This is a genomic window from Microbacterium canaveralium, assembly GCF_047238045.1.
Lineage (GTDB): Bacteria > Actinomycetota > Actinomycetes > Actinomycetales > Microbacteriaceae > Microbacterium.
Genome location: NZ_JBDFMA010000003.1, coordinates 3,248,470 through 3,274,662, shown reverse-complemented (window position 1 = coordinate 3,274,662; position 26,193 = coordinate 3,248,470). Strand labels below are relative to the sequence as shown.

At 70.6% G+C, this 26,193-nt stretch carries 27 protein-coding genes; 18 read left to right on the top strand and 9 right to left on the bottom strand.

What is annotated here, in order from left to right; translation table 11 throughout:
- Positions 1-80 precede the first annotated feature (80 nt).
- The gene (locus tag ABC271_RS16585) at positions 81-1,067 is read left to right on the top strand and encodes a Gfo/Idh/MocA family protein (protein WP_412925941.1); all 987 of its coding nucleotides are present in this window, start codon (positions 81-83) and stop codon (positions 1,065-1,067) included.
- Position 1,068: 1 nt separating this feature from the next.
- On the opposite strand, the gene ABC271_RS16580 is transcribed toward ABC271_RS16585, so the two are convergent.
- From ABC271_RS16580 to ABC271_RS16555, 6 genes are all read right to left on the bottom strand, one after another.
- Positions 1,069-2,382, bottom strand: a complete 1,314-nt coding sequence (locus ABC271_RS16580; protein WP_412925940.1) for a cytochrome P450 — start codon at positions 2,380-2,382, stop codon at positions 1,069-1,071.
- A gap of 140 nt (positions 2,383-2,522) precedes the next feature.
- Positions 2,523-3,962 carry an HNH endonuclease signature motif containing protein gene (locus ABC271_RS16575; protein ID WP_412925939.1) on the bottom strand — a complete coding sequence of 480 codons (1,440 nt, stop codon included), beginning with the start codon at positions 3,960-3,962 and terminating at the stop codon, positions 2,523-2,525.
- A 173-nt stretch (positions 3,963-4,135) separates the two neighbouring features.
- A complete protein-coding gene (locus tag ABC271_RS16570) occupies positions 4,136-5,107 on the bottom strand; it encodes a sugar phosphate isomerase/epimerase family protein (protein WP_412925938.1) in 972 nt (323 codons plus the stop codon).
- Complete coding sequence (locus tag ABC271_RS16565) at positions 5,104-6,066, bottom strand: sugar phosphate isomerase/epimerase family protein (RefSeq protein ID WP_412925937.1); 963 nt, start codon at positions 6,064-6,066, stop codon at positions 5,104-5,106. The genes ABC271_RS16570 and ABC271_RS16565 overlap by 4 nt, the downstream gene beginning before the upstream one ends.
- A complete protein-coding gene (locus ABC271_RS16560) occupies positions 6,063-7,076 on the bottom strand; it encodes a restriction endonuclease subunit R (protein WP_412925936.1) in 1,014 nt (337 codons plus the stop codon). The genes ABC271_RS16565 and ABC271_RS16560 overlap by 4 nt, the downstream gene beginning before the upstream one ends.
- Complete coding sequence (locus ABC271_RS16555) at positions 7,073-7,486, bottom strand: hypothetical protein (protein WP_412925935.1); 414 nt, start codon at positions 7,484-7,486, stop codon at positions 7,073-7,075. The genes ABC271_RS16560 and ABC271_RS16555 overlap by 4 nt, the downstream gene beginning before the upstream one ends.
- 126 nt (positions 7,487-7,612) lie before the next feature.
- On the opposite strand from ABC271_RS16555, the gene ABC271_RS16550 reads away from it, so the two are divergent.
- Both ABC271_RS16550 and ABC271_RS16545 read left to right on the top strand, forming a co-directional pair.
- A complete protein-coding gene (locus tag ABC271_RS16550; RefSeq protein WP_412925934.1) occupies positions 7,613-8,098 on the top strand; it encodes a DUF2975 domain-containing protein in 486 nt (161 codons plus the stop codon).
- 1 nt (position 8,099) lies between these two features.
- The gene (locus ABC271_RS16545; protein WP_412925933.1) at positions 8,100-8,399 is read left to right on the top strand and encodes a helix-turn-helix domain-containing protein; all 300 of its coding nucleotides are present in this window, start codon (positions 8,100-8,102) and stop codon (positions 8,397-8,399) included.
- 41 nt (positions 8,400-8,440) lie between these two features.
- Here the strand turns inward: ABC271_RS16545 and ABC271_RS16540 are convergent, their stop codons facing one another.
- Complete coding sequence (locus ABC271_RS16540) at positions 8,441-9,709, bottom strand: ROK family protein (RefSeq protein ID WP_412925932.1); 1,269 nt, start codon at positions 9,707-9,709, stop codon at positions 8,441-8,443.
- Positions 9,710-9,818: 109 nt separating this feature from the next.
- Between ABC271_RS16540 and ABC271_RS16535 the strand changes: the two genes are divergently transcribed.
- From ABC271_RS16535 to ABC271_RS16500, 8 genes are all read left to right on the top strand, one after another.
- The gene (locus tag ABC271_RS16535; RefSeq protein WP_412925931.1) at positions 9,819-10,865 is read left to right on the top strand and encodes a Gfo/Idh/MocA family protein; all 1,047 of its coding nucleotides are present in this window, start codon (positions 9,819-9,821) and stop codon (positions 10,863-10,865) included.
- Complete coding sequence (locus tag ABC271_RS16530) at positions 10,862-11,602, top strand: hypothetical protein (RefSeq protein ID WP_412925930.1); 741 nt, start codon at positions 10,862-10,864, stop codon at positions 11,600-11,602. The genes ABC271_RS16535 and ABC271_RS16530 overlap by 4 nt, the downstream gene beginning before the upstream one ends.
- Positions 11,603-11,707: 105 nt before the next feature.
- A complete protein-coding gene (locus tag ABC271_RS16525; RefSeq protein WP_412925929.1) occupies positions 11,708-12,724 on the top strand; it encodes a VOC family protein in 1,017 nt (338 codons plus the stop codon).
- Positions 12,725-12,758: 34 nt separating this feature from the next.
- Positions 12,759-13,706, top strand: a complete 948-nt coding sequence (locus tag ABC271_RS16520; protein ID WP_412925928.1) for a fumarylacetoacetate hydrolase family protein — start codon at positions 12,759-12,761, stop codon at positions 13,704-13,706.
- A complete protein-coding gene (locus ABC271_RS16515; RefSeq protein WP_412925927.1) occupies positions 13,703-14,695 on the top strand; it encodes a cyclase family protein in 993 nt (330 codons plus the stop codon). The genes ABC271_RS16520 and ABC271_RS16515 overlap by 4 nt, the downstream gene beginning before the upstream one ends.
- 37 nt (positions 14,696-14,732) lie before the next feature.
- Complete coding sequence (locus ABC271_RS16510; protein ID WP_412925926.1) at positions 14,733-15,866, top strand: FAD-dependent monooxygenase; 1,134 nt, start codon at positions 14,733-14,735, stop codon at positions 15,864-15,866.
- On the top strand, positions 15,863-16,888 hold the full coding sequence (locus ABC271_RS16505) for an amidohydrolase family protein (RefSeq protein WP_412925925.1): 1,026 nt from the start codon (positions 15,863-15,865) through the stop codon (positions 16,886-16,888). Before ABC271_RS16510 ends, ABC271_RS16505 begins: the two co-directional genes overlap by 4 nt.
- Entirely contained in the window at positions 16,885-17,910 is a 1,026-nt protein-coding gene (locus ABC271_RS16500; protein ID WP_412925924.1) for a fumarylacetoacetate hydrolase family protein, read from the top strand. Before ABC271_RS16505 ends, ABC271_RS16500 begins: the two co-directional genes overlap by 4 nt.
- Before the next feature lie 22 nt (positions 17,911-17,932).
- On the opposite strand, the gene ABC271_RS16495 is transcribed toward ABC271_RS16500, so the two are convergent.
- Complete coding sequence (locus ABC271_RS16495) at positions 17,933-18,175, bottom strand: hypothetical protein (protein ID WP_412925923.1); 243 nt, start codon at positions 18,173-18,175, stop codon at positions 17,933-17,935.
- Between the two features lie 270 nt (positions 18,176-18,445).
- On the opposite strand from ABC271_RS16495, the gene ABC271_RS16490 reads away from it, so the two are divergent.
- The 6 genes from ABC271_RS16490 to ABC271_RS16465 all read left to right on the top strand — a co-directional run bounded on the left by ABC271_RS16490 (position 18,446) and on the right by ABC271_RS16465 (position 22,883).
- Entirely contained in the window at positions 18,446-19,816 is a 1,371-nt protein-coding gene (locus ABC271_RS16490; protein ID WP_412925922.1) for an MFS transporter, read from the top strand.
- The gene (locus ABC271_RS16485) at positions 19,785-19,961 is read left to right on the top strand and encodes a hypothetical protein (RefSeq protein ID WP_412925921.1); all 177 of its coding nucleotides are present in this window, start codon (positions 19,785-19,787) and stop codon (positions 19,959-19,961) included. The genes ABC271_RS16490 and ABC271_RS16485 overlap by 32 nt, the downstream gene beginning before the upstream one ends.
- A 50-nt stretch (positions 19,962-20,011) precedes the next feature.
- Positions 20,012-21,592, top strand: coding sequence for a GMC oxidoreductase (locus ABC271_RS16480; protein WP_412925920.1), 1,581 nt, complete (start codon positions 20,012-20,014; stop codon positions 21,590-21,592).
- Between the two features lie 83 nt (positions 21,593-21,675).
- Positions 21,676-22,065, top strand: coding sequence for an ester cyclase (locus ABC271_RS16475; RefSeq protein WP_412925919.1), 390 nt, complete (start codon positions 21,676-21,678; stop codon positions 22,063-22,065).
- An 84-nt stretch (positions 22,066-22,149) separates the two neighbouring features.
- The gene (locus ABC271_RS16470; RefSeq protein ID WP_412925918.1) at positions 22,150-22,437 is read left to right on the top strand and encodes a hypothetical protein; all 288 of its coding nucleotides are present in this window, start codon (positions 22,150-22,152) and stop codon (positions 22,435-22,437) included.
- Positions 22,434-22,883 (top strand): BLUF domain-containing protein, encoded by a 450-nt coding sequence (locus ABC271_RS16465; RefSeq protein WP_412925917.1) that lies wholly within the window; start codon positions 22,434-22,436, stop codon positions 22,881-22,883. The genes ABC271_RS16470 and ABC271_RS16465 overlap by 4 nt, the downstream gene beginning before the upstream one ends.
- Here ABC271_RS16465 and ABC271_RS16460 read toward each other — a convergent pair.
- Positions 22,880-23,461 carry a TetR/AcrR family transcriptional regulator gene (locus ABC271_RS16460; protein WP_412925916.1) on the bottom strand — a complete coding sequence of 194 codons (582 nt, stop codon included), beginning with the start codon at positions 23,459-23,461 and terminating at the stop codon, positions 22,880-22,882. The two genes, ABC271_RS16465 and ABC271_RS16460, sit on opposite strands and share 4 nt — an antisense overlap.
- A 112-nt stretch (positions 23,462-23,573) precedes the next feature.
- On the opposite strand from ABC271_RS16460, the gene ABC271_RS16455 reads away from it, so the two are divergent.
- A complete protein-coding gene (locus ABC271_RS16455; RefSeq protein ID WP_412925915.1) occupies positions 23,574-26,084 on the top strand; it encodes an MMPL family transporter in 2,511 nt (836 codons plus the stop codon).
- Positions 26,085-26,193: the final 109 nt, after the last annotated feature.

Here is a 26,193-nt window from a genome sequence, read left to right as displayed (position 1 = left end):
GTCGATAAACGCGATCCGTTGCGAGACACTGCGCGTCTCGCCGTGTCTCGCGAGGAACCGCGTTTCTCGGTGGCGCGGGCATGATCGGGGTCGGCATCCTGGGTGCCGGAGGCATCGCCGAACGCGCCATGGTCGAGCCGTCGCGCACGGTCGACGGCGTCGAGGTCGTGGCCATCGGCGCGCGCGACCCCGAGCGGGCGCGGGCTTTCGCCGAGCGGCTGGATGTGCCGGCGTGGGGCGATTACGACGCGGTGCTGGCCGACCCGCGGGTCGACCTGGTTTATCTCGCGCTGCCGCCGATCGTCCACGCCGAGTGGGCGACGCGGGCCCTGCAGGCGGGTAAGCACGTGCTGTGCGAGAAGCCCCTCTCGGCGAACGGGACGACCGCGGCTGCCATCGCGGACACGGCGGATGCCAGCGGCCGACGCGCGTTCGTCGGCTTCCACTACCGTCTTCATCCGTTCATCGCGGAGCTTCTCGCCACGATCGGGTCGGGGGTCCTCGGCGACGTGCGGCGGGTGGAGGTGGACTTCAGCATCCCGCACTTCGTCGTCGAGCCGGGCAACATCCGCCTCGACGGCGACCTCGCGGGCGGGGCCGTGATGGACGTCGGCTGTTACGCCCTCGACTTGCTCCGAGCGGCGTTCGGCGAGCCCGAGGTCGTGGCGGCGACGGCGCGGACGTACGAGGCCGATCCCCGCATCGACCTGCAGACCGATGCCGAACTGCGGCTGCCCGGGGGCATCCCCGCCGCAGTGCGGGCGTCGTTCCTCGGCGACGACGCCGGTGCGATGGAGGTGCGGGTCTTCGGGAGCGCCGCGTCGCTCCGGGCGACGAGCGTCATCGTGCCGCAGTGGGGCGCGACCCTCACGGTGACCTCGCCCGACGGCGTGGTGCTGCGAGAGGTCGTGGTCGACCCGGCCGAGAACAGCTACGCCCGGCAACTCGAGCACGTGCGCGATGTGCTGAGCACGGGTGGTCCCAGCATTCTCGACGCCCTCCGCGCCGTCGGCACCATGCGCACGGTCGACGCGATCTACCGCGCCGCCGGGTTGCTGCCGCGTTGACTCACGCGCCTGATCGGTGGAACGGGCAGGCAGACGGCGCGTCGGCGCGACGCACCCGGCCGCCGGAACGCGGCTTCGTCGGCATCCGCCGTCGGTTCACGTCGAGGCCGCGGCCGCTGATGCGTATCCGCGGGTCGCTGAGGGCGGAGATGGCTGTCGCGAGCCCGGCGATAGCGAGCTTCTCGCCCGGGCAGCGGTGCCCGGTGGCGACGTCGGCGCCGCCGTGCGGGACGAACGCGGCGAGCGCTTCGTAGTCCTCGACCCCGCGAAAGCGTTCCGGGTCGAAGTCGGAAGCCCGAGGCCACTCCCGCGCGTCCGTGTCGGTTCCGAGGACGTCGAGCAGCACGCGGCCGCCCTCGGGCACGCGCTGGTCGTCGAGCTCGACGTCGGTGGTGGCCCAGGCGGGCAGCATCGGCACGAACGGTGCCGTGCGGCGGATCTCCTGCGCGAACATGGTGGACAGCTCCCCGCCGACGAGCCGGCCCCGCTCGGCGACCTCGGCGGCGATGCGCTCGCGCCACTCGGGGCGATCGTGGAGTTCCTTCGCGGCGAACGCGACGAACCGGGCGACGGCGATCATCGGGCGGAAGCTGTTCTGCAGCTCCACCCCGGCTTGCCGCGCGCTGAGCAGCTCGCCGACGCGATCACGGTGGTGCGCCCACGCGTGCAGAGCGGTGCCCTCGGCGGGGTGCAGCCGCCGCTCGCGGGCGGCCTCGATGAGCTTCGCCGCGTGCCGGTCCGACCAGCGCCGGTTCAGCAGCGCCAACAGGTACTCGGGCGAGTACGGCACACCGAAGCCATCGACGATCTGCGCCTGGCGCCGCGCCCAGCGCGTTTGCGCAGCTGGGGTCCCCGGGATCGCAGCCCACCGCAGGATCGCGCGGCCGAGCGCCCCCACCGCCGCGTCGTACGCGGTCTGCTGTCCGCCCGCGACCCACGCGCGGACCTCGTCGCCCCATTCGCGCTCCAGCTCGGGCAGAAGGCGGTCGACCTCGGCGTCGTCGTACAGCACGTCGACGAACGTCGCCTTGCGATGCCGGTGGTCTTCGCCGTCGAGGCTGTGCACCGAGCCGTGCCCGAACAGCGAGCCCTGGATGAACATCGGCATCGCGCCGTGGCGGCGGGTCTTCGACTCGTCGTAGAACAGCCGGACGCCCTCCTCGCCGCGGACGAGCAGCGCCGGCCGCCCGAGCAGCCGGAACGGCACCGCGCGGGCGCCCTTCTCGGCCCGCCGCCAGAGATGAGCGCCGAAGTCGTAGCCGCGGACCAGGAGCGAGAGGGAGTCGTCACGAAGTGGGGTGAGAGGGGATGCCATGAGCGCACGGTTCCACGACTCGCGTCGCTGCCCGAGGGGGCGGCGCGCGGGAGAGTGCTGTGCTAACGGCGTCCCGCCGGGCGCTGCACCCCTGAGCAGGGCGCGGTGTCAGAAGGGCGCGGTGTCAGAAGCGCGCGGGATCAGAAGGGCGCGGGGTCGTGCTCGACCGGTGGCGGCAAAGGGCGTGGCGGCGACTCGGCGGGCGCCTCGGTGAAGCGGACACCGGGTGGGTAGGGCTGCGGGGAGTCGGTGTAGACCCGACCGGTGGGCGAGGTGAACTCCATCACCCCGCCGTCGAGTTGCCGAACCCTCCATCTCGTGAACTGCTTCTGCGTGTGGTGCCTCGGGCAAAAACAGCTCAGGTTGCACACGTCCGTTGGTCCGCCCCGAGCCCAGTCGTGGTTGTGGTCGATCTCGCAGCGAATGGCGGGAACGGTGCAGCCGGGCCACCGACAGTGCCGGTCTCGCGCGCGAAGGTACCGGTCGATCGCCGTCGTGCGCTGATACGTGTCCGTGTGCAAGACCGCGCCGGTCACGGGGTGAGTGATGACCCGGTCCCACGGAACGCGCGTCGTCTGCGCGAGCCGGCGGGCGGTGTCGGCGTCGATGGGGCCGTGGCCGACGAGCTCCGCGGGGTTCACGTTCTCGCTCCCCGGCCGGAGCATCGTCAGCGCGGGAACGACGACCTGGACCCGCGCGCGGATCGCGCCGAGCGTCCCCGCGCCGTCATCGGCGCGGGTGGGGTCGGCATCGGGAGCGGCGGTCAGCAGCAGGTCTGCCAACACGTCGGCCCGCACGTGATCCATCGTGCGCGTGTCGGGTTCCACGGGAACAGCGGGCGAGGCGGCGGGCCCGTCCACTGCCGACAGAATCGGGCCGTCACCGCCCCCACGGGCGTCGGTCTCGGCCGTAGCCGGCCGATCATCACGGGCGTCGATGATCGCCCGAGCTTGCTGAGTGAGTCGATCGTGCACCGCGACCGCGAGCACGGTGGGAAGCGTGGCGATGAGGTCGGACATGCCGTTCTCGCCGGCCACCACCCGCACCCCGCGGCTCGCTCGCCCCGCCCGGTGCCGCTCGGTCAGGGTCGTCGGCTGTACGCGCTCGGCCAGCATCGCGAGTCGAGAGCGCAGCCGGCCCGGGCTCAGCCCCTCGGCGGTGGCGACGGCGAGCAGGTCGAACTCGGCCCGCCGCTCCACCGGCACCGCCGTCGCGGCATCCATGATCGCGTGCACATGCATGCGCGAAAGCTGCCCCGCCTCCCAGGCGTCGAGGGTCACCGGGAGGTGGTCGGTGAGGACCATGGCGCGAGAGATCTGCGCCTGCACGGTGCGATCCGACAGGTGTGTCGCCGCGGCGAGCTCGGACGCCACCTCGCGCATCGCCAGCTCCGCCATGCGAGACGAAGCCCGCTGGCCCGCCATCTCTCGCAGCGCCACGTGCCCCGCACGGGCCAGCGCCCGGGTGCGCCGCGCTTCGGCGGCGGCGACACCGGAGTCCGCCGCGAGCACCTCGATCAGCACCGCGGACAGGGCATCGGCCCCGTCTTCCGGTGTCGCCGAGGGCTCTGGAGAAGACATGTGTGCATGCTAGCGACGACCTCCGACATTCACGCCCGCCGCGAGGGCCTCCCGTGGACAACTCGGGGCGACGACGTGATGGGGAGGAGAGGATGCCGCGCGACCCCGAGCTCGAATCCTCGCGTGAGGGGTCGAGAGCCGGCAGCCCCCACGACCCCCCACGCGAGCGGGCCTCACCCCAGCAGCGGCTGCAGCACCTTCTGCACGTACCACCCGGCGACCATCGTGCTCTCGGCGGGGTGCGGGCTCTGGTCGGACTCGACGACGATCCAGCCGCGGTAACCGTGCTCGGCGAGCGCGCCCACGAAGCCCTCGAAGTCGACCAGGGCGCGCTCGTCGCTCGGCTCGTAGAACCAGCGCAGGATCTTGCGCGCCCCACCTTCGGTGCGGATGAACTGCTCCGCGTGCGGCGTCGACGCCTCGGCGTCGTCCACGGTCTCGCGCGCGTCCTTCAGCTGCACATGGACGACCCGATCCGCGTACTGACGGTAGAACGCGACGGGGTCGATGCCCGAGATGGCGTACTCGGCGGTGTCGATCGCGAGGCCGACCTTCCCCGGGTCCGTGGCGGCGAGCAGGCGATGGATGCCATCGCCCAGGCGCAGCGCGGAGAGGAAGTCGACGTGCAGGCCCAGGGCGATGCCGTCGGCCGCGATCGCCTCGCCGACCGTGTTCCACAGGTCGGCGAGCACGCCGATCTGCTCGTCGGTGAGCACCCCCGTCTGCCACGCCGACGGTGCCGCGCGCACGACGAGCACGCTCCCGCCGAGGCGGCGGAGAGCATCCGCGAACCACCGCGCGGTGCGGGTGATCTCGCCGACCGACGCGGGATCCAGCGGGTCGGGCCCGCGACCCATCTCGACCTCGAACCCGACTGCCGGGTCGTAGACGTAGCTGCTCACGGCGTCGATGGCGCACGAGGCCAGGAACTCTCCGAACTTCTCGACCGAGCCGTACAGATCGGCGATCTGCTGCGGCGTCCCGAGCGGCTCCCACGCGCCGAAGCTCACCGCGGTGAGTTCGACGCCCGAGAAACCGCTGATCGACGCGGTCTTGAAGGCCCGCTCGTGCTCGCGCTTGCGCACGAACGAGTCGATGTTGGTGTCCCACTGGTTGATCGCGTAGGCCCAGCGCACGTCGCTCATCGCGCCACCGCCTCGTTGTAGATGCCGTCCAGCACGTTCTTGGCGTACCAGCGGGCGATTGCGGTGCTCTCGGCGTAGTCGCCGCCGAGCTTGTCTGCCTTGTCGTGCTCGACACTGATCCAGCCGGTGTACCCGTTGTCGCGGACCGAGCGCATCATCGCCTCGAAGTCGACGAGCCCCTCGTCGGTGCCCATCTCGTAGAACCACTTCTCGGTGGTCTTCGCCGACACCTCGGCATCCGGGAACATTCGGTAGTCCTCGTTGGTGTCCTTGAAGCGGGTGTCCTTGAAGTGGAAGCCCGTCACGCGCTCGTGGTGCTTCTCGTACACGTCGACGGGGTCGACGTCGGCGATGCAGTGCTGCGCGGTGTCGACGAAGAACTTCACGTAGCGCGGGTCGGCGTACGAGTAGAAGCGGTCGATCTGGTCGCGCGTGCGGATGCCGGCGTAGAACTCGTGGTGGCACGTGAGGTTGACGCCGTACTGCTGCGTGAGTTCGCCGACCTTCCCCCAGATGTCGGCCGCGTGCTTGAGCCCGTCATCGGGCACGCCGGCCTCGTCGAAGTAGCGGGATCCGGGCATCACGATGATGTTGTCGAGCTGGATGCCGGACCACATGTCCATCGTCCGCTGGAAGTCCTCGAGGATCGTCGCGTGCGTCGCCGGGACCTCCGGCGCGTAGCGGTCGGGGGTGTAGTACACGCCGTGGAAGGTGTTGACGATGCGCTCGAGGCCCTGCTCCTGCACGAACTCCTGGTAGTTGGCCACCGACCCGTACTGCTCGAAGATCTGCCAGATGCGGAAGTCGAAGGTGTCGATCGCGTCGAAGCCGACGGCGGCCACCTGCTGCAGGAACCGCTTCATCGCCAGCCGCGACTGCCATTGGTCGTAGGGTCCGGCGGGACCTTGGGCCCGCCAGTGGTCCATGTAACTCCACTTGATGGGGGGTCGGTCGGTCATGGGGTGCTCGCTCTCTGAAGGGATGCGGATGGGGGACGGTCGGAGAGGAGAGCGGCGGCCAGCGCAAGATGACGCGAGGTCATCTCCCACGGGTCGTCGTCGAGCCACTCCTGGCCGCCCCACTCGCTGCAGAGCGTGCCGGTGAAGCCCGTCGCGGCGAGGGCGGTGCCCACGTCGCGAAGGGGGTCGGAAAGTCGGTCGTCGGAATCATCGAGATCCCAGAACTTCAGGTGCACCGCGCCCAGGAGGGGCAGGACGGATGTCACGTCGGCGATGTCGGAGCGCCCGAACCGCACGAGCAGGTTCATGTAGAGCGTGTGCACCGGACCGGGCACCTTCCCGGCGCGCAGGTAGTCGATGACCGCCCCGTGCGTCTCCGGCTCGCGCCAGTGGTCGGTGAGGAGTGCGACCAGGGTGTCATCCACGCCGCCCCGCGCGAGTTCCTCCAGGTAGGTCACGGGCAGCGCGGGCATGAGCATGCTGATGTCGAGCAGCAGACGGATGCGGGGGCTGTCGATCTCGGCGAGCAGCGCGTAGGCCCCCGGCACGGCGGCCGGCGTCTGGTGCCCCTGTGCCTCCTCGTACAGGACGAGGTCGAGCTCCTCGAGCAGGGGCAGCGTGCGCTCGAGGATCGCGCCGGCCTGACCGAGGGGGATGCGCACGCAGTGCGCGCCGAGGGCGGCGGACGTGCGCAACTGCGGCACGAGGAAGGCGAGGCGCTCGTCGTCGGTGCGACGACGATGTCCGTCCCACTCGTCGATGCTGATGCCGACAATGCTCACGCGTCCGCCGACGCCGTCGAGGCGATCGCGGAGGGCTCGGGCTTCGTCCAGCGTGGCGTCGGGGTAGCCGCGCCACAGCTGGCCCAGCTCCACCTCGATCGCTGAGGCGAGGCCCCGTTCGACCAAGGTGAGGGCGAGATCGGGCGCCGTGTGCTCGGCGCGCACGACCTCGGGCGTGAGGTTGAACGCACTGGCCGACAGGGTCCACCCCGCGGGCAGCGCGCTCACGCGAGGCTCCCGACGTCGCGTGAGACGCCGGTCGTCGGAGTCTCCGTGTCCAGGGCGCGGGTGAAGAAGAAGGGCAGACGCAGGGGCCCATCGGGCCCGCCCTCGAGGTAGGGGACCTCGAGCCCGAACGACACGGACACCTCGTGGATGCCAGGGCTCCCGGCATCCGTCACGTGAAGCGCGACGCGGTCCTGCAGGTGCCACCACAGGGTCTCGGTCTCGAGATCGGCGGGGTCGACTCGGCGATCGCCGAGCACCACCGTCGCGGGGGTGGAGTGCCCGTCGATGCGCACCGCGGGATCGACCAGGCCGGCGAGGGGGAGCGAGCGGATCCACGGCAGGGACAGCCGAAGGGCGTACCCGTCGGGGAGGGTGTGCAGCGCATCATCGCGCAGCGCGGTCAGGACCATAGGTCCTAAAACTACCTACTAATGTCGCAAACAGGAAGAAGCGAATCGGAGATCACGCAACGGCGCCTCGTGTAATCTATCGTTAATCGATAGATTCTTACCGTTTCTCGGGCGATTGGAGCCGCAATGAACGCCATCTCGACCCGCGCAGCCCAGGCCGCCATCGCTGTGGCGCTGGCGGGATCAATCCTCGTCGAGGGGATCATCCTGCCGGCGGTGTATCGCGATCTCGAGGGTGCGCCGCCGGTTCTGCGCGCTGTCTTCGTCGGGTTGCTGGCCATCGGCGTGATCGCGTTGCAGATCTGCGGGGTCTGCGTGTGGCGCCTGTTGTCGAAGACCCGGAGGGGGGTGGTGTTCGCCGAGTCGTCCTTCCGCGAGGTGGATACGATCGCGTGGTCGGTGGCGACCGTTGCCATCGTCCTGGCGGCTCTTGCGATGATCCTGGCGCCGGGGGAGATCGCTCCCGGGGTCGTGGGTCTCATCGGCGGCGCCGCGGTCGTCATGGGTGGTGCGTGCCTGCTCGTCGTCGTCCTGCGTGGGCTCCTCCGGCAGGCGATCGCCAGCGAGGGGGAGATCGTCAGCCTCCGCGGTGAGCTCGGGGACGTGATCTGACGTGCCCATCGTCATCGACATCGACGTGATGCTCGCCCGTCGCAAGATGAGCGTGGGCGAGCTGGCGCAACGGATCGACATCACGCCCGCTAACGTCGCTGTCTTGAAGAACGGCCGGGCGAAAGCGGTGCGCTTCTCGACGCTCGACGCTCTGTGCAGCGCTCTCGACTGCCAGCCCGGTGACCTGCTGCGATGGGAGCCCGATGGCACCGCGCCCGGTGCGGGCGCCCGTGACACGGAAGGCCTCGCTGCGACGGAACTGCGGAGTCCGCCCCCGCATGCGCCCTCATTGCGGTCGTAGGACGACGACGCGTCCTGCAGGCCCGGCTCGGAGACGGAGAGTCAGGCGGCCTCGCCGCGGATCGCCGCGAGAGTCGGGCGCCCCTCGGCGAACCACCGGGGAAAAGTGGCCTCGAACAGCTGCTCGCGCGCGAGGTCGACGCCGCCGCGCAGCGGCTCGCGCCGGTCGTTGACGCTCGTCACGATCGAGAGGTCACGAGTGGCGAGGGGGAGCGACAGCTCGTACACGCGGTGGCGCACTTCGGCGAGGAAGAGTTCTCCCGCGGCGGCGACGGCGCCGCCGACGACGATGACGCTCGGGTTGAACATGTTCACCAGGGCGGCCACGGCCTCCCCGACCTGTCGCGCGGAGGCCTGGATCAGCGAGATCGCCAGGGCGTCGCCGCGTTCGGCGGCCCGGGAGATGTCCTCCGGGTTCAGCTCGGCGCCCGAGGCGACGATGTCGGCGATCGCGCCGGTGCCGCCCGCCGCGACGGCCTCCCGCGCGTCGCGCACGAGAGCCCAGCCTCCGGCGACGGCTTCGAGGCATCCGATCTTCCCGCACCGGCACTGCTGCCGCGCCCCCGGGACGCGGACGTGTCCCATGTCGCCCGCCGCGCCGTTCGCCCCGCGGTGCAGGCGTCCGTGCGACACGAGTCCAGCGCCGATGCCGGTGCCGACCTTGCAGTAGATCAGGTCGGGGTTGTCCTCCCGGCGGCGGGCACGCTCGCCGGCGGCCAGCATGTTGACGTCGTTGTCGACCCAGACCGGGGCCGAGTAGCGCTCCTCGAAGCGGGAGCGGACGTCGAAGTTGTTCCACCCGGGCATGATCGGCGGTGCCACCGGGCGACCTGTCTCGAAGTCGACGGGACCGGGGACTCCCACGACGACGGCCCAGACGGTCGGGTCGCCGTCCTTCTCGAGCAGATCGTCGACCATGGTCGTCGCGACCGCGAGGGTCTCGTCGGGGCCGCGGGCGATGTCCCACTCGCGGTGCGCCTCGGCGCGGATCTCACCGTCGAGGTCGGTGATCCCGACGTGGATGTGCAATCCGCCGAGCGCGCACACGACGATGCGCCCGCGCTCGGCGCGGAACCGCAGGGTGCGCGGGGCGCGCCCGCCCGAGGAGGGTGCGTACTCCGCGTCCTCGAGGAACCCCATCTCGACGGCCCGGTCGACGCGCTGGGCGACGACCCCGCGGCCGAGGCCCGTGACGCGGCCGATCTCGGGACGCGTCACCGCTTCGCCGAGCCGAACCATGTTGACGATCCGCAGCAGGCTGGTGACCTCGTCGGTCTGTGCGCCGAAGCGAAGAGTGGAGACGTTGGCCATGCTCGATCTTCACACAGCGAAGGCTCTCCGCTCCCGGTTTCGCGCCATCTATGGTTCATTAGTCTCGGACTTCAGCGTTATTCGGGCTGAAGTGGCGCGAAGGAGCGACATGACCTGGGGTGTGGGCATCATCGGGGCAGGACCCGGGGTCGCGGCTCTGCATGCGCCGACGCTCGCCCGCACGGCTGGCGACTTCCGGGTGGTGCACGTCAGCGACGCGGGCAGCGGTCGCGCCGCCGCCATCGCCGAACGCTTCGACGCCCGGTCCTCGTCGGGCGTCGAGGACCTGCTGAGCGACCCTGACGTCGAGGTCGTTGCGGTGTGCAGTCCGCCCGAGCACCACGCCGCGCACGTGCGAGCGAGCCTTGCCGCGGGCCGTCGCGCCATCTTCTGCGAGAAGCCGCTCGCCACCACCCTCGCCGAAGCGGAGCAGATCGTGTCCGAGTGCGCCGAGGCCGGCGCGCTGCTGGTGGTCGGGACCAATCACCTGTTCGATCCCGCGTGGTCGCGAGCCACTCACCACCTCCACGCCACGCGCGACCGGGTGCGGTCGGTGTCGGTGACCCTGTCCCTCGCCCCGAACGGTCGCTATCACGAGCTCGTGATGGGTGCGCCGCTCCCCACGGCACCGGGTCCCGTCCGGCCACCGCTCGACCCGGACGACGTCGAACTCAACGCACGGATCGTGCGCCAGCTCGTCGTCGGACTGGCCGTGCACGACCTGCCGCTCGTCCGCGACCTCGTTCCCGATGCGACCGAGGTCGTGTGGGCGCGAGCGGTCGCACCGATCGGGTTCGACCTCGCCCTCCGTTCCGCCGAGGCGCTCGTCCGTGTCACGGCCGTGATGGGTCCCGAGGGTGCGGACTCGCTATGGCGCGTCAACGTCGCGACCGACGGCGCGCGCATCGACGTCGAGTTCCCTCCGCCGTTCGTCCACGCCGGCAGCGCCCGGACGACGGTCCGCGATGGACGCGGCATCCAGACGGTGTATCCGATCGACCGGCGCGACGGCTACGACGCCGAATGGCGCGCGCTCGCCGCGTTGCTGCGAGGAGAGACGGCGATGGAGTACGACGAGCTCCGCGCGGATGCCGCGTTCGTCATCGCCGTGGCCGATGGCGCTGCCGCCGCGATTCGCTCGGGGGTGGCCGCATGAGCGCGATGCCGGTGTGGACCGACCTCGCCGCGTATCGCGCGGCCGTCGCCGAACTCGCCCCCCTCGTGCGACTGGCGGATGCCGACGCGACCGGCGTGCTGAGGATCGTCGACGGCCGCGGCGCGTGGTGGGATCGCGTGGAACGCCTGACCGATGCCGCCGGGGTGGTGGTGGACGAGCCGCAGCCCGCTCCCGCTGCAGCCCACGAGCGGCTGCGCGCGCTGGATGTGCCGATCGTCGTCGCTCGCCGTCGACTGCGCCCCGACGTGGTCGCCGCTCTCGCGCCGGTCCCCGCGGCGCACATCGTGATCGACGCGTGGGGCTCGCCGTCCGAGGCGGCGATGCTCTTCCGCGATGCCGTCGGTTGGGCGAGGGTCCTCGCGGGCGGCCCACTCGAGGTCCTCGCCCACGCCGCGACCCCGAGCGCCGACACCCTCGCCCTCGCCGCGGGGTCGGTCGGCGTCACGGTCACGCGGGCCCTGGGCGGATCGGGGGTCGGCGACGTGCTGACGGCGACCGTCCTCGGGCCGCGCCGGGTAGAGGTGCGGATCGATTCCGCGGAGTCGACCATCCAGGTCGCGTACGACGACGCCGAGGGTCGGCGCCTCATGCCTCCGAAGCGGGAGGTGGCCGAGCGCGTGGCACTCCGGAGGCTCCGGGATGCCATCATCGCGGGCGCGCGACCGGGCGATCTCGCGGAGCTGGCCCACGACGACGGCATCCTGGGCGTCGAATAAGCCCCGTCGATAGTCGGCATCCACAGGATCGGCTTCCCTGATACGGACTTCGGTCGGATAGTGGAAGAAGAGTCGGAACGGCCCGATTCACCGAAAGGATCGAAGATGATCAAGCTTCTCTCGCACCTGTCCTTCGTTGCGATCACGACGCCCGATGTCGATGCCTCGGTGGACTTCTACGTCAACCGCGTGGGTCTGACCGAAGTCGCGCGCGAGGACGACCGCGTCTACCTCCGCTGCTGGGGCGACTACTACTCCTACTCCGTCGTCGTCGTCCGCGGCGACGAGCCCGCGCTCGAGACCATGGCCTGGCGCACCTCGTCGGCCGAAGCGCTCGAAGAGGCCGCGAAGCGCGTCGAGGCGACCGGCATCCAGGGCGAGTGGTTCGAGGGACGCGGCATCGGCCGCGCGTACCGCTTCACCGGCCCGTTCGGCCACAACATGACGCTGCACTGGGACGTCGAGCGTCACCGCCCCGAGCCCCACACGGCCTCGATCTTCCCCGACCGCCCCGAGAAGCGCAGCTCGATCGCCGGCGCTCCCCGCCAGCTCGACCACGTCACCGTCGCCACGAGCGACGTCGACGCCTTCGTGAAGTGGTACGTCGACACGCTCGGCTTCCGCTTCATGGCGCGCACCGTCCTCGATGAGGCCCCGATCTCGGTCTTCTCGGTGCTGACGACGAACGAGAAGTCGCACGACCTCGGCGTCGTGCTCGACGGCTCGACCCGCGCCGGACGCATCAACCACTACGCCTTCTGGGTGGACACCCGCGAGGAGCTGCTCATCGCCGCCGACACCCTCATGGAGAACGGCATCCCGATCGAGTACGGCCCGAACATCCACGGCATTGGCGAGCAGACGTTCCTCTACTACCGCGAGCCCTCGACGCTGCGCATCGAGCTGAACACCGGCGGCTACCGCAACTACGTGCCCGACTGGGAGGCCAACACCTGGAAGCCGTCGCTCGGGTCGAACAACATGTACCGCAACGGCGCCATGCCGATGTCGATGACCGAGTCGTTCCCGCCCGCCGACGGCCCCAGCGCCACGGAAGAGGGTGTGCCCGACGAGATCAAGGACGCCCTGCTCAACCCCTACGCCGTCCAGGGTCGGGGCTGAGCGTCGATCCCCGTCGGGAGAAGTGAGCACCACCATGACCACCGCACCTTTCGCCCTCGCGCGTTTCCGAGACGGGGATGCCGTGCGCGTCGGCCTCGTCGCCGGCGACCGCATCCGCGCGCTGGCCGACGACGAGCTCGGCGGTGGCCTGAACGCGTTCCTCGCCGACCCCGACTGGGATCGCATCGAAGCGCTCGCCGCGGCGCCGGGGGAGTGGCATCCGCTGTCGGAGGTCACTCTCACGGCGCCCGTCGAGCCGCGGCAGGTGCTGCAGACCGGCGCCAACTACCGCCAGCACGTCATCGAGCTGGTGGCGGCGGGTCTGACGCAGAACACCGATCGCACCCCCGAGGAGGCGCGGGCGTTCGCCGCCGACATGATGGACGAGCGCGCCCGCAGCGGCGAACCGTACTTCTTCATCGGGTTGACGGCGTGCGTCGTCGGCGACGACGTGCCGCTCGCTCTCCCGGGGTACAGCGACGTGCACGACTGGGAGCTCGAGCTCGCGGTCGTCATCGGGCGCGAGGCGTTCCGCGTGTCGCGCGAGGAGGCGCTCGACCACGTCGCCGGGTACACGATCGTCAACGACATCACCACGCGCGACCTCGTGTTCCGCAAGGACATGAAGGAGATCGGCACCGACTGGTACCGCGCGAAGAACGCGCCCGGGTTCCTTCCGACGGGCCCGCTCCTCGTGCCCGCGCGGTTCGTCGACCCCGCGGACACCCCGGTGCGCCTCGAGCTCAACGGACAGGTGATGCAGGATGCCAACACCTCCGACCTGCTCTTCGACGTGCCCGCGCTCGTGTCGGCGGCGTCCCAGACGCATCCGCTGCTGCCCGGCGACCTGCTGCTCACCGGCAGCCCGGCCGGCAACGGCCAGCATTGGAAGAGGTTCCTCCGCGACGGCGACGTCATGACGGGGACGATCGGGGCGCTCGGCACGCAGGTCGTGCACTGCGTCGCGGAGCCGACGGCATGAGCGCGCCGTCGGAGGACCCGGCCGACCTCGACCGGCAGAACCCGGAGGCAGAGATCGGCGCGCGCGCCGAGGCCTACCGGAACTGGGGGCGGTGGGGCGAGGACGACGTGCTCGGCACCCTCAACTTCATCGACGCCGCGAAGCGCCGGGAAGCGGCCGCGCTCGTCCGGGAGGGGCGCTCGATCTCGCTCTCGCAGCGCTTCGACACGGACGGGCCGCAAAAGGGCTGGCGTCGGCGCACCAATCCCGTGCACACGATGACCGACACGGGAACGGATGCCGAGCGCGGCAACCAGGGCTTCCCGCACGGCATCGGCGGCGCCGACGACGTCATCGCGATGCCCCTGCAGTGCTCGACCCAATGGGACGGGCTGGGGCATATCTTCGACCACGGATTCGCGTGGAACGGGCGCCGGGCGGGCGACGTCGTCACGAGCGACGGCGACCTCGTCACCGGCATCGAGCACGCCGCCGACGTCATCGTGTCGCGCGGCGTGCTGCTCGACATCGGCCGCCACCTCGCGCCCGAGACCGGTGAGCTCGCCGACGGCTACGCCATCACCGCCGCCGACCTCGACGCCTGCGCAGCCGCCGAGGGAGTCACCGTCGGCCGGGGCGACATCGTGCTCGTCCGCACCGGCCAGTTCGCGCGCGTGCGTCGCGACGGCTGGGGCGACTACGCGGGAGGACCCGCGCCCGGGCTGTCGCTCACGACCGCCGGGTGGCTGCACCGCACCGAGATAGCCGCGATCGCCACCGACACCTGGGGCTTCGAGGTGCGGCCGAACGAGTTCGACGTGCCCGCCTTCCAGCCGCTCCACCAGGTCGTCATTCCCAACCTCGGCCTCACGATCGGCGAGATGTGGAACCTCGAGGCGCTCGCCGAGGCGTGCCAATCTGCGGGACGCTGGGAGTTCCTTCTCTCGGCGCCGCCGCTCCCGATCACCGGTGCCGTCGGGTCGCCGGTGAACCCGGTCGCGCTGCTGTAGATCTTGATCACCGTCGAAAGAACAGAGAGGTTCTGACATGACCGCCGTTCAGAAAGTCGCGATCGCCGGTGCCGGCGTCGCGGGCCTGGCATCCGCCATCTTCCTCGCGAGGGCCGGTGTCGAGGTCGACCTCTACGATGCCCAGCCGGCGCTCTCCACGCGCGGCTCGGGCATCACGCTGCAGGGCAACGCGCTCCGCGTCTTCGACGAGCTCGGCGTCTGGGGCGAGGTGGCCGCTGCGGGCAAGGCGTTCGAGGGTCTCAACCTCCGCGCCCCCGGCCCCGGTGCGCCCGTCGTCGCCGCCCTCCCCGACCTCAAGACCGGCGGGCCCGACTACCCCTCGACGATGGGCATGTCGCGCCCCGATCTCGCGCGCATCCTCCTCTCGGCCGCCGAGTCGCACGGCGTGCGCGTGCACTTCGGCCGGCGCGTGACCGGCCTCTCGCAGACCGACGACGGGGTCGCGGTCGAGGTCGACGGCGAACCGGCTGGCACTTTCGACCTCCTCATCGGTGCCGACGGCCTGCATTCCTCGGTGCGCGAGATGATCGGCATCCACGTCTCTCCCGAGCAGACGGGCATGGGCATCTGGCGTACCTTCGTGTCGCTGCCGCCGGACGTCGACCGCAGCGAGCTCTACTACGGCGGCCCGATGTACATCGCGGGGTACACGCCCACCGGCGACGACACGATGTACGCGTTCCTCGTCGAGGCGGCGCAGGACCGCTCACAGGTGTCGCCCGAAGAAGCGCGGCGCATCATGGTCGAGCAGTCGCGTGCGTACGACGGGCCGTGGAATCACATCCGCGCCGACATCGAGGCCGGCGCCGACGCCAACTACACCTGGTTCACCCGTCACCTCGTCGAGGCGCCGTGGAATCGCGGCCGCGTCGTCGTGATCGGCGATGCCGCGCACAGCTGCCCGCCGACGATCGCGCAGGGCGCCGCGCAGGGTCTCGAGGACGCGGCGGTGCTCACCGAGCTGCTGGTGGAGCGGGATGCCGTGGACCAGGCGCTGTGGGACGCGTTCCACGAGCGCCGCGTGGCGCGGGCAACGGCCATCGTCGACGCGTCGGTGCAGCTCGGGCAGTGGCAACTCGACGGCGTCCGCGACGCCGACATGGGCGGTCTGATGTTCGGTGTCGCGCAGCTCACGGCGTCCCGCGCATGAGCGCCGTCGAGGCGCACGGCGTCACCGATGTCCACGCCCACCTGCTCATGCCGGGACTGCACGCCGAGGTCGAACGGCGCGTACCCGACGATGTGCAGGCCGCGGCCGACCTGGAGCTACGCCGTAACGGCCTGGCGAGCCTGCAGGCCTCGGGCCGCATGATCGGCGAGCGCTTCCCGCGCCTGACCTCGGTCGAGGCGCGCCTGGCCGCCATGGACACCCAGGGAGTGGATCGGCAGTGGGTCAGCCCCTCGCCGAACCACTTCTACCCGTGGGCGAACGAGGGCCTCGCGACGTGGGCGACCGGCGAGGCCAACCGCCTCATCGCCGAGCACGTCGCGGCGGCGCCCGACCGTCTCGTCGGCCTCGGTACCGTGCCGCTGCAGCACCCGCACCTCGTCGTCGACGCGCTCGACGACGCGGTGCTCGGGCGCGGGCTCGCGGGGGTGGAGATCTCGTCGTTCGCGGGCGACGTCGAGCTGAGCGACGACCGGCTGGAGCCATTCTGGGCGCGCGCCGCGGAGCTCCGGGCGGTGGTGTTCCTGCACCCCTTCGGCTGCTCTCTCGATGAGCGCCTCGACCGGTTCTACCTGTCGAACACGGTGGGCCAGCCCACCGAGAACGCCGTCGCGCTCTCGCACCTGATCTTCGCGGGCGTGCTCGACCGGCATCCGGGACTCCGCCTGGTGGCGGCGCACGGTGGCGGATACCTGCCCACGGCCATCGGTCGATCGGACCGCGCCTGGAAGGTGCGGCCCGAGGCGCACGGCTGCGCTCACGCTCCCTCGAGCTACCTCTCGAAGCTGTGGTTCGACACGGTGGTGCACGACGAGCGCGCGCTGCGCTGGCTCGTCGAGGCGGCCGGGGCCGACCGGGTGCTGCTGGGCAGTGACTTCCCCTTCGACATGGGGCTCGACGACCCCGTCGGGTTCGTCCGTGGCGCGGAGCTCGCCGACGCCGACGTGACCGCGATCCTCGGCGGCAACGCCGAGGCGCTGCTGCGCACGCGGGTGCACGCGTGAGGATCGCGCGGTGGGTCGACGGCGCCGACATCGGCGAGGGGTTCGTGGACGGCGAGACCGTGGTGCCATTCCCGGACGGGCTGCGTGTGGCAGAGGTTCTCGCGCAGGGGCTGGCGTCTGCGCGCGCGCTGTTCGCGCGGCGCGACTCGGCGGCGGCGCGGTCGCTGGCCGAGGTGCGGCTGCTCGCCCCGCTCGTGCCGACCTCGATCCGTGACTTCGTCGCCTTCGAAGAGCACGTCGAGGGCGTGAGCGCGTCGGTCGACGGCAAGAGCGAAGTCGTGCCCGAGTGGTACGAGGCGCCGACGTTCTACTTCACGAATCCGCACACGGTTCGTGCGACCGGCGACGTCGTGGCGATCCCCGAGACGCAGCGGCTCGACGTCGAACTGGAGCTCGCCGCGGTGATCGGCGGCGTGCCCGGCTCGGAGGGGGAGAACCTGGATGCCGAGGCCGCCATCGCCCACATCTTCGGGTACACCGTGATGAACGACTGGTCGGCGCGTGACCTGCAGTCGCGGGAGATGAAGGTTCGGCTCGGTCCCGCGAAGGGCAAGGACTTCGCCATGACGCTCGGTCCGTGGATCGTCACGGCCGACGAACTCGAACCGTTCCTCGACGCCGAGGGCTTCCTCGCGGTGCGCGCGGAGCTGTTGGTCAACGGCGAGCTCATCGGGCACGACCTCGTGTCCAACATGGGCTGGCCGTTCCCCGAGCTGGTGATGTACGCCGCGCGGAACTCCGTCGTCGTCCCCGGGGACGTTCTGGGGTCGGGGACGGTCGGCAACGGCGGATGCCTCGGCGAGCTGTGGGGCCGCCGCGGCGGCCTCGACCCGCGTCCGCTGGAACCCGGCGACGAGGTGCGCATGGTGATCGAGGGTGTCGGCGAGATCGTCAACGTGGTGGGGGAGCGTGTACCCGCCCCGGCGGTTCCGCGAGCGCGCGAACGGTCGCGGGCGCGGTTCCGGGAAGACTCCGTCGTCCCCGGGGGCGCGACGGGCGCGGGAGTCGCGGCCGGGCGCTGACCACGGGGAGGGTGCTCCTCCTTCACGTCCCCCAGGTCCGGCGGCGGTGCTCGCGGGAGAGGGGGACGACGCGGATGCAGGCGTACGTGAGGAGGATGACCGCGACGGCGAGACTGACCGCCCAGAGGATCCAAGATCCCTGGTCATCGGACTGCAGCGCGTTCGCCAGGAATGACCCCTGAACGAAGAAGCTCAGAACCATCACGAGGATGTAAGTGCGGATGCGCGACACCAACGCCTTGTCGCTCAGGGCCTTATCGGTCATGGCTGCCCCCTTGGGCGGCACGGGCCACTGCTCCAGGGGGTGGCGGTGGTCCTCGTGCTCTGCGCACAGGGACCCATAGATGCCTCGCCAGGGGCAGATCTGTTCATAGGTCGTTCACATCGACCGGCTCCGCACTAATGTTGAAAACAAACATAAGTCGGGGTATGCTGAATGCGACGTCGGGGCCTGCACGGTCCGTTCGCGCGGTGAGGGAGCCGTAGCGGCACACACGGTCGCGTCGATCGCCTGGTCTCACGGGTGCCTCTTCCGATGACTGTGTCTCCTTCTGTCCTTTCCCCCCTCCGCCTTCGCGTTCTCGTCGGGGCCCTGCTCGCGGTGTCCTTCATCGGCGCCCTCGACCACACGGTGGTCTCGACCTCGCTTGCCACGATCGCCGGTGATCTCGGCGCGCTCGAGCACATGAGCTGGATCATGGTCGGCTACACCCTGGCCGCCACCGTGATGCTGCCCGTCCTCGGCAAACTCGGCGACGTGGTCGGCCCCCGCGGCGTGTTCCTCGCGTCGCTCGGCCTGTTCCTCGTCGCCTCGCTCGCGTGCGGCTTCGCTCCCGACCTCGGCTGGCTGATCGCCGCCCGCGTGGTGCAGGGACTCGGCTCCGCGGGGCTTCAGCTCATGTCGCAGACGATCATCGCCCGCGTCACCAGCCCCCGCCAGCGCCCCCGCTATCTGGCGATCATCGGCACCGCCTTCCCGGTCGCGATCGTCGTCGGACCCGTCGTCGGCGGTCTCATCACCGACTTCTGGGGATGGTCGTGGGTTTTCTGGATCAACATCCCCGTGGGGGTGGCGGCTCTCGCGCTCGCCGTCATCGCGGTGCCGCGTCTCCCCGGTGGGGCCCACCCCCGCTTCGACATCCCTGGATCGGTCGTCTTCACCGGCGCGCTCGTCGCGCTCGTCCTCGCCGTGACCTGGATCGGCGACGACGCGCTGCGTCCGGCCGCGCTCGCGTGCGCGGCGGTTGCGGTCATCGGCATCCTCGCCCTCATCGCCATCGAACGGCGAGCGGCCGAGCCGATCCTGCCACCGCGCATCCTGCGCAACCGCACGATCCTCGCCTGCCTCGGACTCTCGCTCATCGTCGGTTCGGGCCTGTTCGCGATCGTCGCCTACGTGCCCACCTACGTCCAGATGGCGTACCGGACGACCGCCACCGTCTCGGGCCTCGTCCCGATCGCGACCGTGCTCGGCATGCTCGTCAGCAACCTGCTCACCGGGTGGCTGGTGAGTCGCTCGGGTCGATATCGCTTCTACCCCGTGTTCGGCACCGTGCTGGGGGCGGCGGGTCTGGCGACCATGGCCGCGCTGCCCGCCGGGGCGCCGCTGTGGGTGCCGATGATCGTGATGGCCGCGGTGGGCATCGGCACGGGCTCGTTCACGAACCTGATCTTCGCCGTCGTCCAGAGCGCGGCCGCCCGCTCCGACCTTGGGGGCGGTCACCGCCACCACCAATCTCGTGCGCCAGGTGGGCTCCGCCGTGGGCACGGCGATCGTCGGCGGCGTGGTCGGCTTCGGCGTCGCCGCGTCCCTCCCTGTCGGTCTGGATGCCGACACCCTCACCCCCGCGGTGGTCCGCGCAGCGTCTCCGGACGTGCAGGACGCCGTCGCCGTCATCTACCATGACACGTTCGCGCCGGTGTTCCTGGGGCTCGCGCTCGTCTACGCGTGCGGGATCGTCTTCGCGCTCCTGCTGCCCGGAGGGCGCCTCTCCGACGACGCGCCCGCGCCCCTGGCCGCTGTGTCCGACGTCGACCGTCAGCCCGCCTGACCTCTCAGCCCGCCTGATCTCTCAGCCCGCCTGATCTCGAAGGAGAGAACATGTCCGACACCCCCACGATCGCCGTCGTCGGCAGCGGACCCATCGGTGCCGCCTACGCCCGAGTGCTGCTGGAGTCGCTTCCGCACGCCCGCGTGATCATGTTCGAGGCGGGCCCTCAGGTCACCGAGCGTCCCGGCGAGAGCGTGCGCAACATCGCCGATCCCGACGAGAAGGCCCGCGCGCGCGAACGGTCGCAGGGGCCCCAGGCGGGGGAGTACCGCGACTCGCTCGGCCTCCCCTCGGGCACGATCGTCGAGGGCATGTTCACGGCGCGCCAGGGGACGCACCTGCTCGACTTCGGCGGGGAAGGCTCCGCGCACGCCCCGACCTTCCCGGCGGCAGCGGCCGCCACGAACGTGGGCGGCCAGGGGGCGCACTGGACGTGCGCGATCCCTCGGCCGGCCTTCAGCGAGAAGCTCGACTTCATCGGCGACGACGAGTGGGAAGACCTCGTCTCCACCGCCGAAGACCTGCTCCACAAGCAGAGCGCCGCGTTCTCGGACTCGCCCGTGGGCGCGGCCATCCGCACCCTCCTCGACCGCGAGTTCGGGGCCGAGTTGCCCGACGGCTACGGCGTGAGCACGCTGCCGGTCGCCGGTGACCCGCAGCCCGACGGCACCATGCGCTGGGCCGGGACCGACACGGTGCTGGGCCCGCTCATCGAGCCGGGCACCGACACCGCGGAGCGTTTCGAGCTCCGCGACCTCACCCTCGTGCGGCGCATCGAGCACGACGGTGCGCGCGTGCGAGGTGTGGTCGTGGAAGACCTCCGCACGCACGAGGAGGCGTTCGTGCCGGCCGACGCGGTCGTGGTCGCCGCCGACGCATTCCGCTCTCCGCAGCTGCTCTGGGCCTCCGGCATCCGCCCCGCACCTCTCGGCCGGTATCTCACCGAACACCACGTCGTCATCGGAACCGTCGTGCTCGACGGGGAGCGCATGAGCGAACTCGTCTCCGACGACGAACTGGAAGCCGAGCTCGCGCGGCGCGCGATGAACCCCGCCGACCCGGTCGCGGCGGTCAACCGCATCCCCTTCTCCGAGCCCGAGCACCCGTACTCGGCGCAAATCATGTACGCCGAGACCCCGCCCTTCCCGCTCGACCCCGCGCACCCCGCCGCGGGGAACCGCTGGGGGTACATCAACATGGGGTTCGGGACGCGGAAGTTCCCGCGCGTCGAGGACGGCGTCACGTTCAGCGACGACGAACTCGACTACCGCGGTCTGCCGAACTTCACGATCGAGTACGCCCTGACCGAGCGGGAGGATGCCGAGATCGCGGAGGCGACCGAGCGCCTGCGTCGCGCCGGCGCGGCGCTCGGCTCGTTCATCGCCGAGCCGCGGCTGCTGCCGAACGGGTCGAGTCTGCACTTCATGGGGACGATGCGCGCGGGCATCGACCCCGAGACCTCCGTCGCAGACCCGTACTCGCGGGTGTGGGGCTTCGAGAACCTGCTCGTCGGCGGCAACGGCCTCATCCCGACGGCGAACACGATGAACCCGACGCTCACGAGCGTCGCGATCGCCGTCCGCGGCGCACGCCGTCTTGCGGAAGAGCTCGGTGCCGTGCGTGACGCGTGAGGGGTCAGGATTTGTCGCTTCTCGGCCTGCCGAGGCGACAAATCGTGACCCCTCACGCTCCCGACCGCCCGGATAATCGAGAGGTGGAGGAGTGGGAGACGCGCGAGTGGTTCCAGGAGTTCCTCGACGCGATGAACCGCCACGATCCCGAGGCGCTGCGCGAGTTCCTCGACCCGGGCGTGCGCCGTGCGCATCTCCCCGCCGGCGCGGACGCGTGGCTCGACGAGTACGCCGACCTGCTTCACGGCTTCCCGGATTGGCAGTGGCGACGCATCCAGGTGCTCGTCGAGGAGGATCGCCTCGCCGTCCACCTCCGCGGAAGCGGCGCGCACACGGGAGTGTTCCGGCACGTGGCGCCGACGCGTCGACGGGTCAGCATCGCCTCTTTCGCGATGTACCGGGTCGTGCGCGGGCGCATCGTCGAGGCATCCGGAACCGACGACGCCGAGGCGATCCGGGCCGCTGTGGTCTGACCCGGTTGTCTGTCAAGTGGCGCGGGGTGTCGGCGGTCCCCGGTACGTTCGGAGGGTCCCTCTGTCGGGGCGGAAGGACATCGCATGACTGCTGACGATCGCCCCGGGGCCGGGATCGTATGGTCTCGCGTCGAGGAAGGGTTCTACGTCGCGAGCGCGCGCGGAGCATTCCTGGGCTACATCGACCGTGAGGCCGACGGGACCTACTGGGCCTACAACGGCCGCTCCCGTCCGGTCGGGCGCTTTCCCGGTCTCGTCGCGGCGATGGCGGCCGTGACCCATGCCTACACGCAGGCGACGGCGGCCGCCGCGCCCGAGATCGAGCTCCGTCAGGTACGGGATGCCTTTCCCGGATCGGGGGTCCTCTCTTGACCGACAACCTCTACTCGCTCACGTACTCGAGCACCGCGGCCGTGCCGTTCGACGACGGCGACCTCGCGCGCCTTCTGGAGTCCAGCCGCGTCGCCAACGTCGGCACCGACCTCTCGGGCCTGCTGCTGTACCGCGGGGGCCGGTTCCTCCAGGTCCTCGAGGGGCCGGAGACGGCAGTTCGGGATGCCATCGACCGCATCGGCCGTGATCCGCGGCACCGTGACCTACGGATCCTTGTTTCGGAACAGATCGAGGAGCGCCGGTTCGCCGACTGGACGATGGGATACGAGCCGATCGGTGCGCCGACCGCGCCACCACCCGCGGGCTTCCGTGACAGCTTCGACGACCTCGACTCCGGAGACGAGACCCTGACGGCTCGCGCGCTCGCCGAACTGGCACTGTGGTTCCGGGCGCGGTCGGTGGTCACGCAGCGGCACGTCGGCTAGCCCGCCGCAGGGCCGAGGATCGCGGCGAGCAGTCGGTCGATGACCGCGTCGTCCATCGGCGATCGGCTCAGCACGCGCAAGAGGATGGCGCCGACGAGGGCCTCGGAGAGCTCCGTGAACGGTGCTTCGGCGGCGAGGTTGGGCTCCGTGCCCGCGGCGACACGCAGTCGGTCCGCGAGAGAGTCGGCGTCGGCGAGACTGTCGCGCAGGCGACGCCCGATCTCGGCATTCTCGGTCGCGGCCGCGATCAGGGAACGGATCAGGGGTTGTCCGGACTCGCTGTCCATGACCGCGGCGATCGCCCGTAGCCACGCGGTGAGATCGTGGCGGATATCGCCGGTGTCGGGGAGGGAGAGCTGGCCGGGGAGCAAGGCTCCTTCGAGCAGGCACTCGGCAACGATGTCGCTCTTGGACGACCACCACCGGTAGATCGTCTGTTTGCCCACGCCCGCGCGCGCGGCGATGCCCTCGATCGTCAGATGGTCGTAGCCGCGCTCGGCGAAGATCTGCGCGGCAGCGGTCAGGATCGACCGCCGGGCGGCTTCGCTCCGCACGGGTCCACTGCGGGATTGCGCCATGGAGCTTCCTATCAGTTGAGACGAGACGGTCCGTGTTACTTTATCGACGGCGTGCCGGCACCCTCCATGGTCCCGGCGCAGAGCCACCGAGTCTACGAGCCGAGGGATGCCGATGGCCGAGCTTCTTCACCGACTGGGCACGTTCGCGGCACGCCGCGCCTGGGTCGTCATCGCCGCGTGGACGCTGATCCTCGTCGTCACCGTCGGCGGCTTCCTCGTCGGGTTCAAGGGTCTGTCGTCGAGTTTCGACATCCCCGGCACGGCCTCGGGCGACGTGATCGCGCAACTCGAGGATGAGCTGCCCGACTTCAGCGGTGCGAGCGGCACCATCGTCTTCTCGACCGACGACGGCTCCCGCCTCAGCGACGACCAGCGTCGTGAGATCACCTCCCTCGTCGAGTCGGCGCGGGACTTGCCCGACGTCGCCGACGTCATCGACCCGTTCGCGACGTCGCAGCAACTCGCCGACCGCCGCCAGCAGGTGGAGGACGGGCGCGCGCAACTCGAGGCGGGGCGCGCGCAGGCCGAAAGCGGCCAGCAGCAGATCGACGCCGCTCGGCAGGACCTCGAGGCGGGACAGGCCCAGCTGGATGCCGCACGCGCGCAGCTGCAGGCAGCCCCGGAGCCTGGGCGTACTGCGGGGCTGGCGGCGCTCGACCAGCAGCAGGCGCAGATCGACGCCGGGAAGGCCGAGCTGGACGCCCGCGAACAGCAGGTGAGGGAGGGCCTGGCGACTCTCGAAGCGTCGGAGACCGAGCTGGAGCGCGGGGCGGAACTGCTGTCGTACGCCGACGGCATCCGCGTGGTCTCCGAGGACGGGTCGACCGCGATCGTGAACGTGTCGTTCACCGAGCCCCGGCTCGAGCTCTCGCAGGAATCGAAGGACGCCGTCGTCGACCACTTCGGGGCGGCCTCGATCGACGGGGTCGAGGTGGGCATCTCGACCGACATCTCGCAGGGCGTTCCCGAGATCCTCGGCGTGGGTGAGGCCGTCGGCGTCGCGATCGCCGCGATCGTGCTCGTCGTCGTGCTCGGCTCAGTACTGGCCGCCTCGTTCCCCATCGTCACCGCGCTCGTGGGTGTGGCCATCGGCGCGATGGCCACGCTGTCGTTCTCGGGCGTGATCCAGATGGCGTCCGTCACGCCGATCCTGGGTGTCATGCTCGGCCTCGCCGTCGGCATCGACTACGCACTCTTCATCCTCTATCGCCATCGGCGTCAGCTGCTCCAGGGGGCCGACGTGGTGGAGTCGATCGGGCTCGCCAACGGTACGGCGGGCAATGCCGTCGTGTTCGCCGGAACCACGGTGATCGTCGCGCTGCTGGCGCTGAACATCACGGGCATCCCGTTCCTCGGACTCATGGGAACCGCCGGCGCGATCAGCGTCGCGATCGCGGTCCTCATCGCGGTATCGCTGATCCCGGCGTTCCTCGGCCTCGCCGGTTCTCGGGTGCTGAGCAAGAGGGCGCGTGCACGTGCCGCGCGGGCGGCGGAGACGGCCGAGACGTCGCGGTCGCGCGTGCGGCCCATGTCCGGCATCCGGGCGGTCGTGACGGTCATCGTGACGGTCGCCGCCCTGCTGGTGGTCGCCATCCCGTCGCTGTCGATGCGGCTCGGACTTCCGGACGGTGGCTCGGAAGCGGAGGATTCCACCGCCTACCGCGCCTACACGGTCACAGAGAGTGCATTCGGTGAGGGAGTCAACGGACCGCTCCTCGTCACCGCGGCTCTTCCCGAGGGTCTCGATGACGGCGAGGTTCAGGACGCGCAGCTCGAGGTCGTCCGCCGCCTGGCCGCGCAGGACGATGTCGTGGCGGTCGCCCCCGTCGCGGTCTCCGACGATTCCCGCCTCGCCGCCTTCCAGGTCATCCCGAGCGAAGGCCCCAACAGCCAGTCGACCGAGCGTCTCGTGCGGGATCTCCGTTCGCTCCCGCCGGTCGACGGGGATATCGCTCTCGGCGTCGCCGGCCAGGCAGCGATCAACATCGACATCTCCGAGGGTCTGGCCGCCGTCCTGCCGCTCTACCTCGCGGTCGTCGTCGGACTGTCGTTCCTCATCATGGTGATGGTCTTCCGCTCGATCCTGGTCCCGGTCATCGCGACCGGAGGCTTCGTGTTGTCGCTGTTCGCGACCTATGGCGCGGTGACCGCGGTCTTCCAGTGGGGATGGTTCAGCGACCTGCTCGGCATCCACCAGCCGGGACCGATCCTCAGCTTCCTGCCGGTCATCCTGGTGGGCATCCTGTTCGGGCTCGCCATGGACTACCAGCTCTTCCTCGCAACCGGTATGCGTGAGGCGTTCGTGCACGGGTCGCCCGCCCGATTGGCCGTGGCGCAAGGATTCCGCGCCGGTCGTACGGTCGTGATCGCCGCGGCGATCATCATGATCGCCGTGTTCAGCGGCTTCATCACGAGCGAGTCGGTGATCATCAAGTCCATGGGTCTCGGCCTCGCGGCGGGAGTCCTCTTCGACGCCTTCGTCGTCCGCATGCTGCTGATGCCCGCCGTCATGCACCTGCTCGGCCGGTCCGCCTGGTGGCTGCCGCGTTGGCTCGACCGGATCGTCCCGAACGTGGATGTCGAGGGCTCCGCGCTGGAGCGGCGGCACCCGACTCACCACTGAGGGGATGTGCAGGGCGTTCGCTCTCACGGTTCTCCGGTTCGCCGTTCGCTCGATTCGACGGCGTTTCTCTTGCGTGAACGGCATGTTTCCTGAGTGGATCATTGCTCCA

Coding starts and splice junctions, on each gene's coding strand:
- ABC271_RS16535 (WP_412925931.1), top strand. CDS start 9,819: ATGACCTGGGGTGTGGGCATCATCGGGGCAGGACCCGGGGTCGCGGCT.
- ABC271_RS16470 (WP_412925918.1), top strand. CDS start 22,150: ATGACTGCTGACGATCGCCCCGGGGCCGGGATCGTATGGTCTCGCGTC.
- ABC271_RS16530 (WP_412925930.1), top strand. CDS start 10,862: ATGAGCGCGATGCCGGTGTGGACCGACCTCGCCGCGTATCGCGCGGCC.
- ABC271_RS16540 (WP_412925932.1), bottom strand. CDS start 9,709: ATGGCCAACGTCTCCACTCTTCGCTTCGGCGCACAGACCGACGAGGTC.
- ABC271_RS16505 (WP_412925925.1), top strand. CDS start 15,863: ATGAGCGCCGTCGAGGCGCACGGCGTCACCGATGTCCACGCCCACCTG.
- ABC271_RS16520 (WP_412925928.1), top strand. CDS start 12,759: ATGACCACCGCACCTTTCGCCCTCGCGCGTTTCCGAGACGGGGATGCC.
- ABC271_RS16580 (WP_412925940.1), bottom strand. CDS start 2,382: ATGGCATCCCCTCTCACCCCACTTCGTGACGACTCCCTCTCGCTCCTG.
- ABC271_RS16460 (WP_412925916.1), bottom strand. CDS start 23,461: ATGGCGCAATCCCGCAGTGGACCCGTGCGGAGCGAAGCCGCCCGGCGG.
- ABC271_RS16565 (WP_412925937.1), bottom strand. CDS start 6,066: ATGACCGACCGACCCCCCATCAAGTGGAGTTACATGGACCACTGGCGG.
- ABC271_RS16525 (WP_412925929.1), top strand. CDS start 11,708: ATGATCAAGCTTCTCTCGCACCTGTCCTTCGTTGCGATCACGACGCCC.
- ABC271_RS16490 (WP_412925922.1), top strand. CDS start 18,446: ATGACTGTGTCTCCTTCTGTCCTTTCCCCCCTCCGCCTTCGCGTTCTC.
- ABC271_RS16555 (WP_412925935.1), bottom strand. CDS start 7,486: ATGGTCCTGACCGCGCTGCGCGATGATGCGCTGCACACCCTCCCCGAC.
- ABC271_RS16515 (WP_412925927.1), top strand. CDS start 13,703: ATGAGCGCGCCGTCGGAGGACCCGGCCGACCTCGACCGGCAGAACCCG.
- ABC271_RS16495 (WP_412925923.1), bottom strand. CDS start 18,175: ATGACCGATAAGGCCCTGAGCGACAAGGCGTTGGTGTCGCGCATCCGC.
- ABC271_RS16455 (WP_412925915.1), top strand. CDS start 23,574: ATGGCCGAGCTTCTTCACCGACTGGGCACGTTCGCGGCACGCCGCGCC.
- ABC271_RS16570 (WP_412925938.1), bottom strand. CDS start 5,107: ATGAGCGACGTGCGCTGGGCCTACGCGATCAACCAGTGGGACACCAAC.
- ABC271_RS16510 (WP_412925926.1), top strand. CDS start 14,733: ATGACCGCCGTTCAGAAAGTCGCGATCGCCGGTGCCGGCGTCGCGGGC.
- ABC271_RS16585 (WP_412925941.1), top strand. CDS start 81: ATGATCGGGGTCGGCATCCTGGGTGCCGGAGGCATCGCCGAACGCGCC.
- ABC271_RS16480 (WP_412925920.1), top strand. CDS start 20,012: ATGTCCGACACCCCCACGATCGCCGTCGTCGGCAGCGGACCCATCGGT.
- ABC271_RS16550 (WP_412925934.1), top strand. CDS start 7,613: ATGAACGCCATCTCGACCCGCGCAGCCCAGGCCGCCATCGCTGTGGCG.
- ABC271_RS16575 (WP_412925939.1), bottom strand. CDS start 3,962: ATGTCTTCTCCAGAGCCCTCGGCGACACCGGAAGACGGGGCCGATGCC.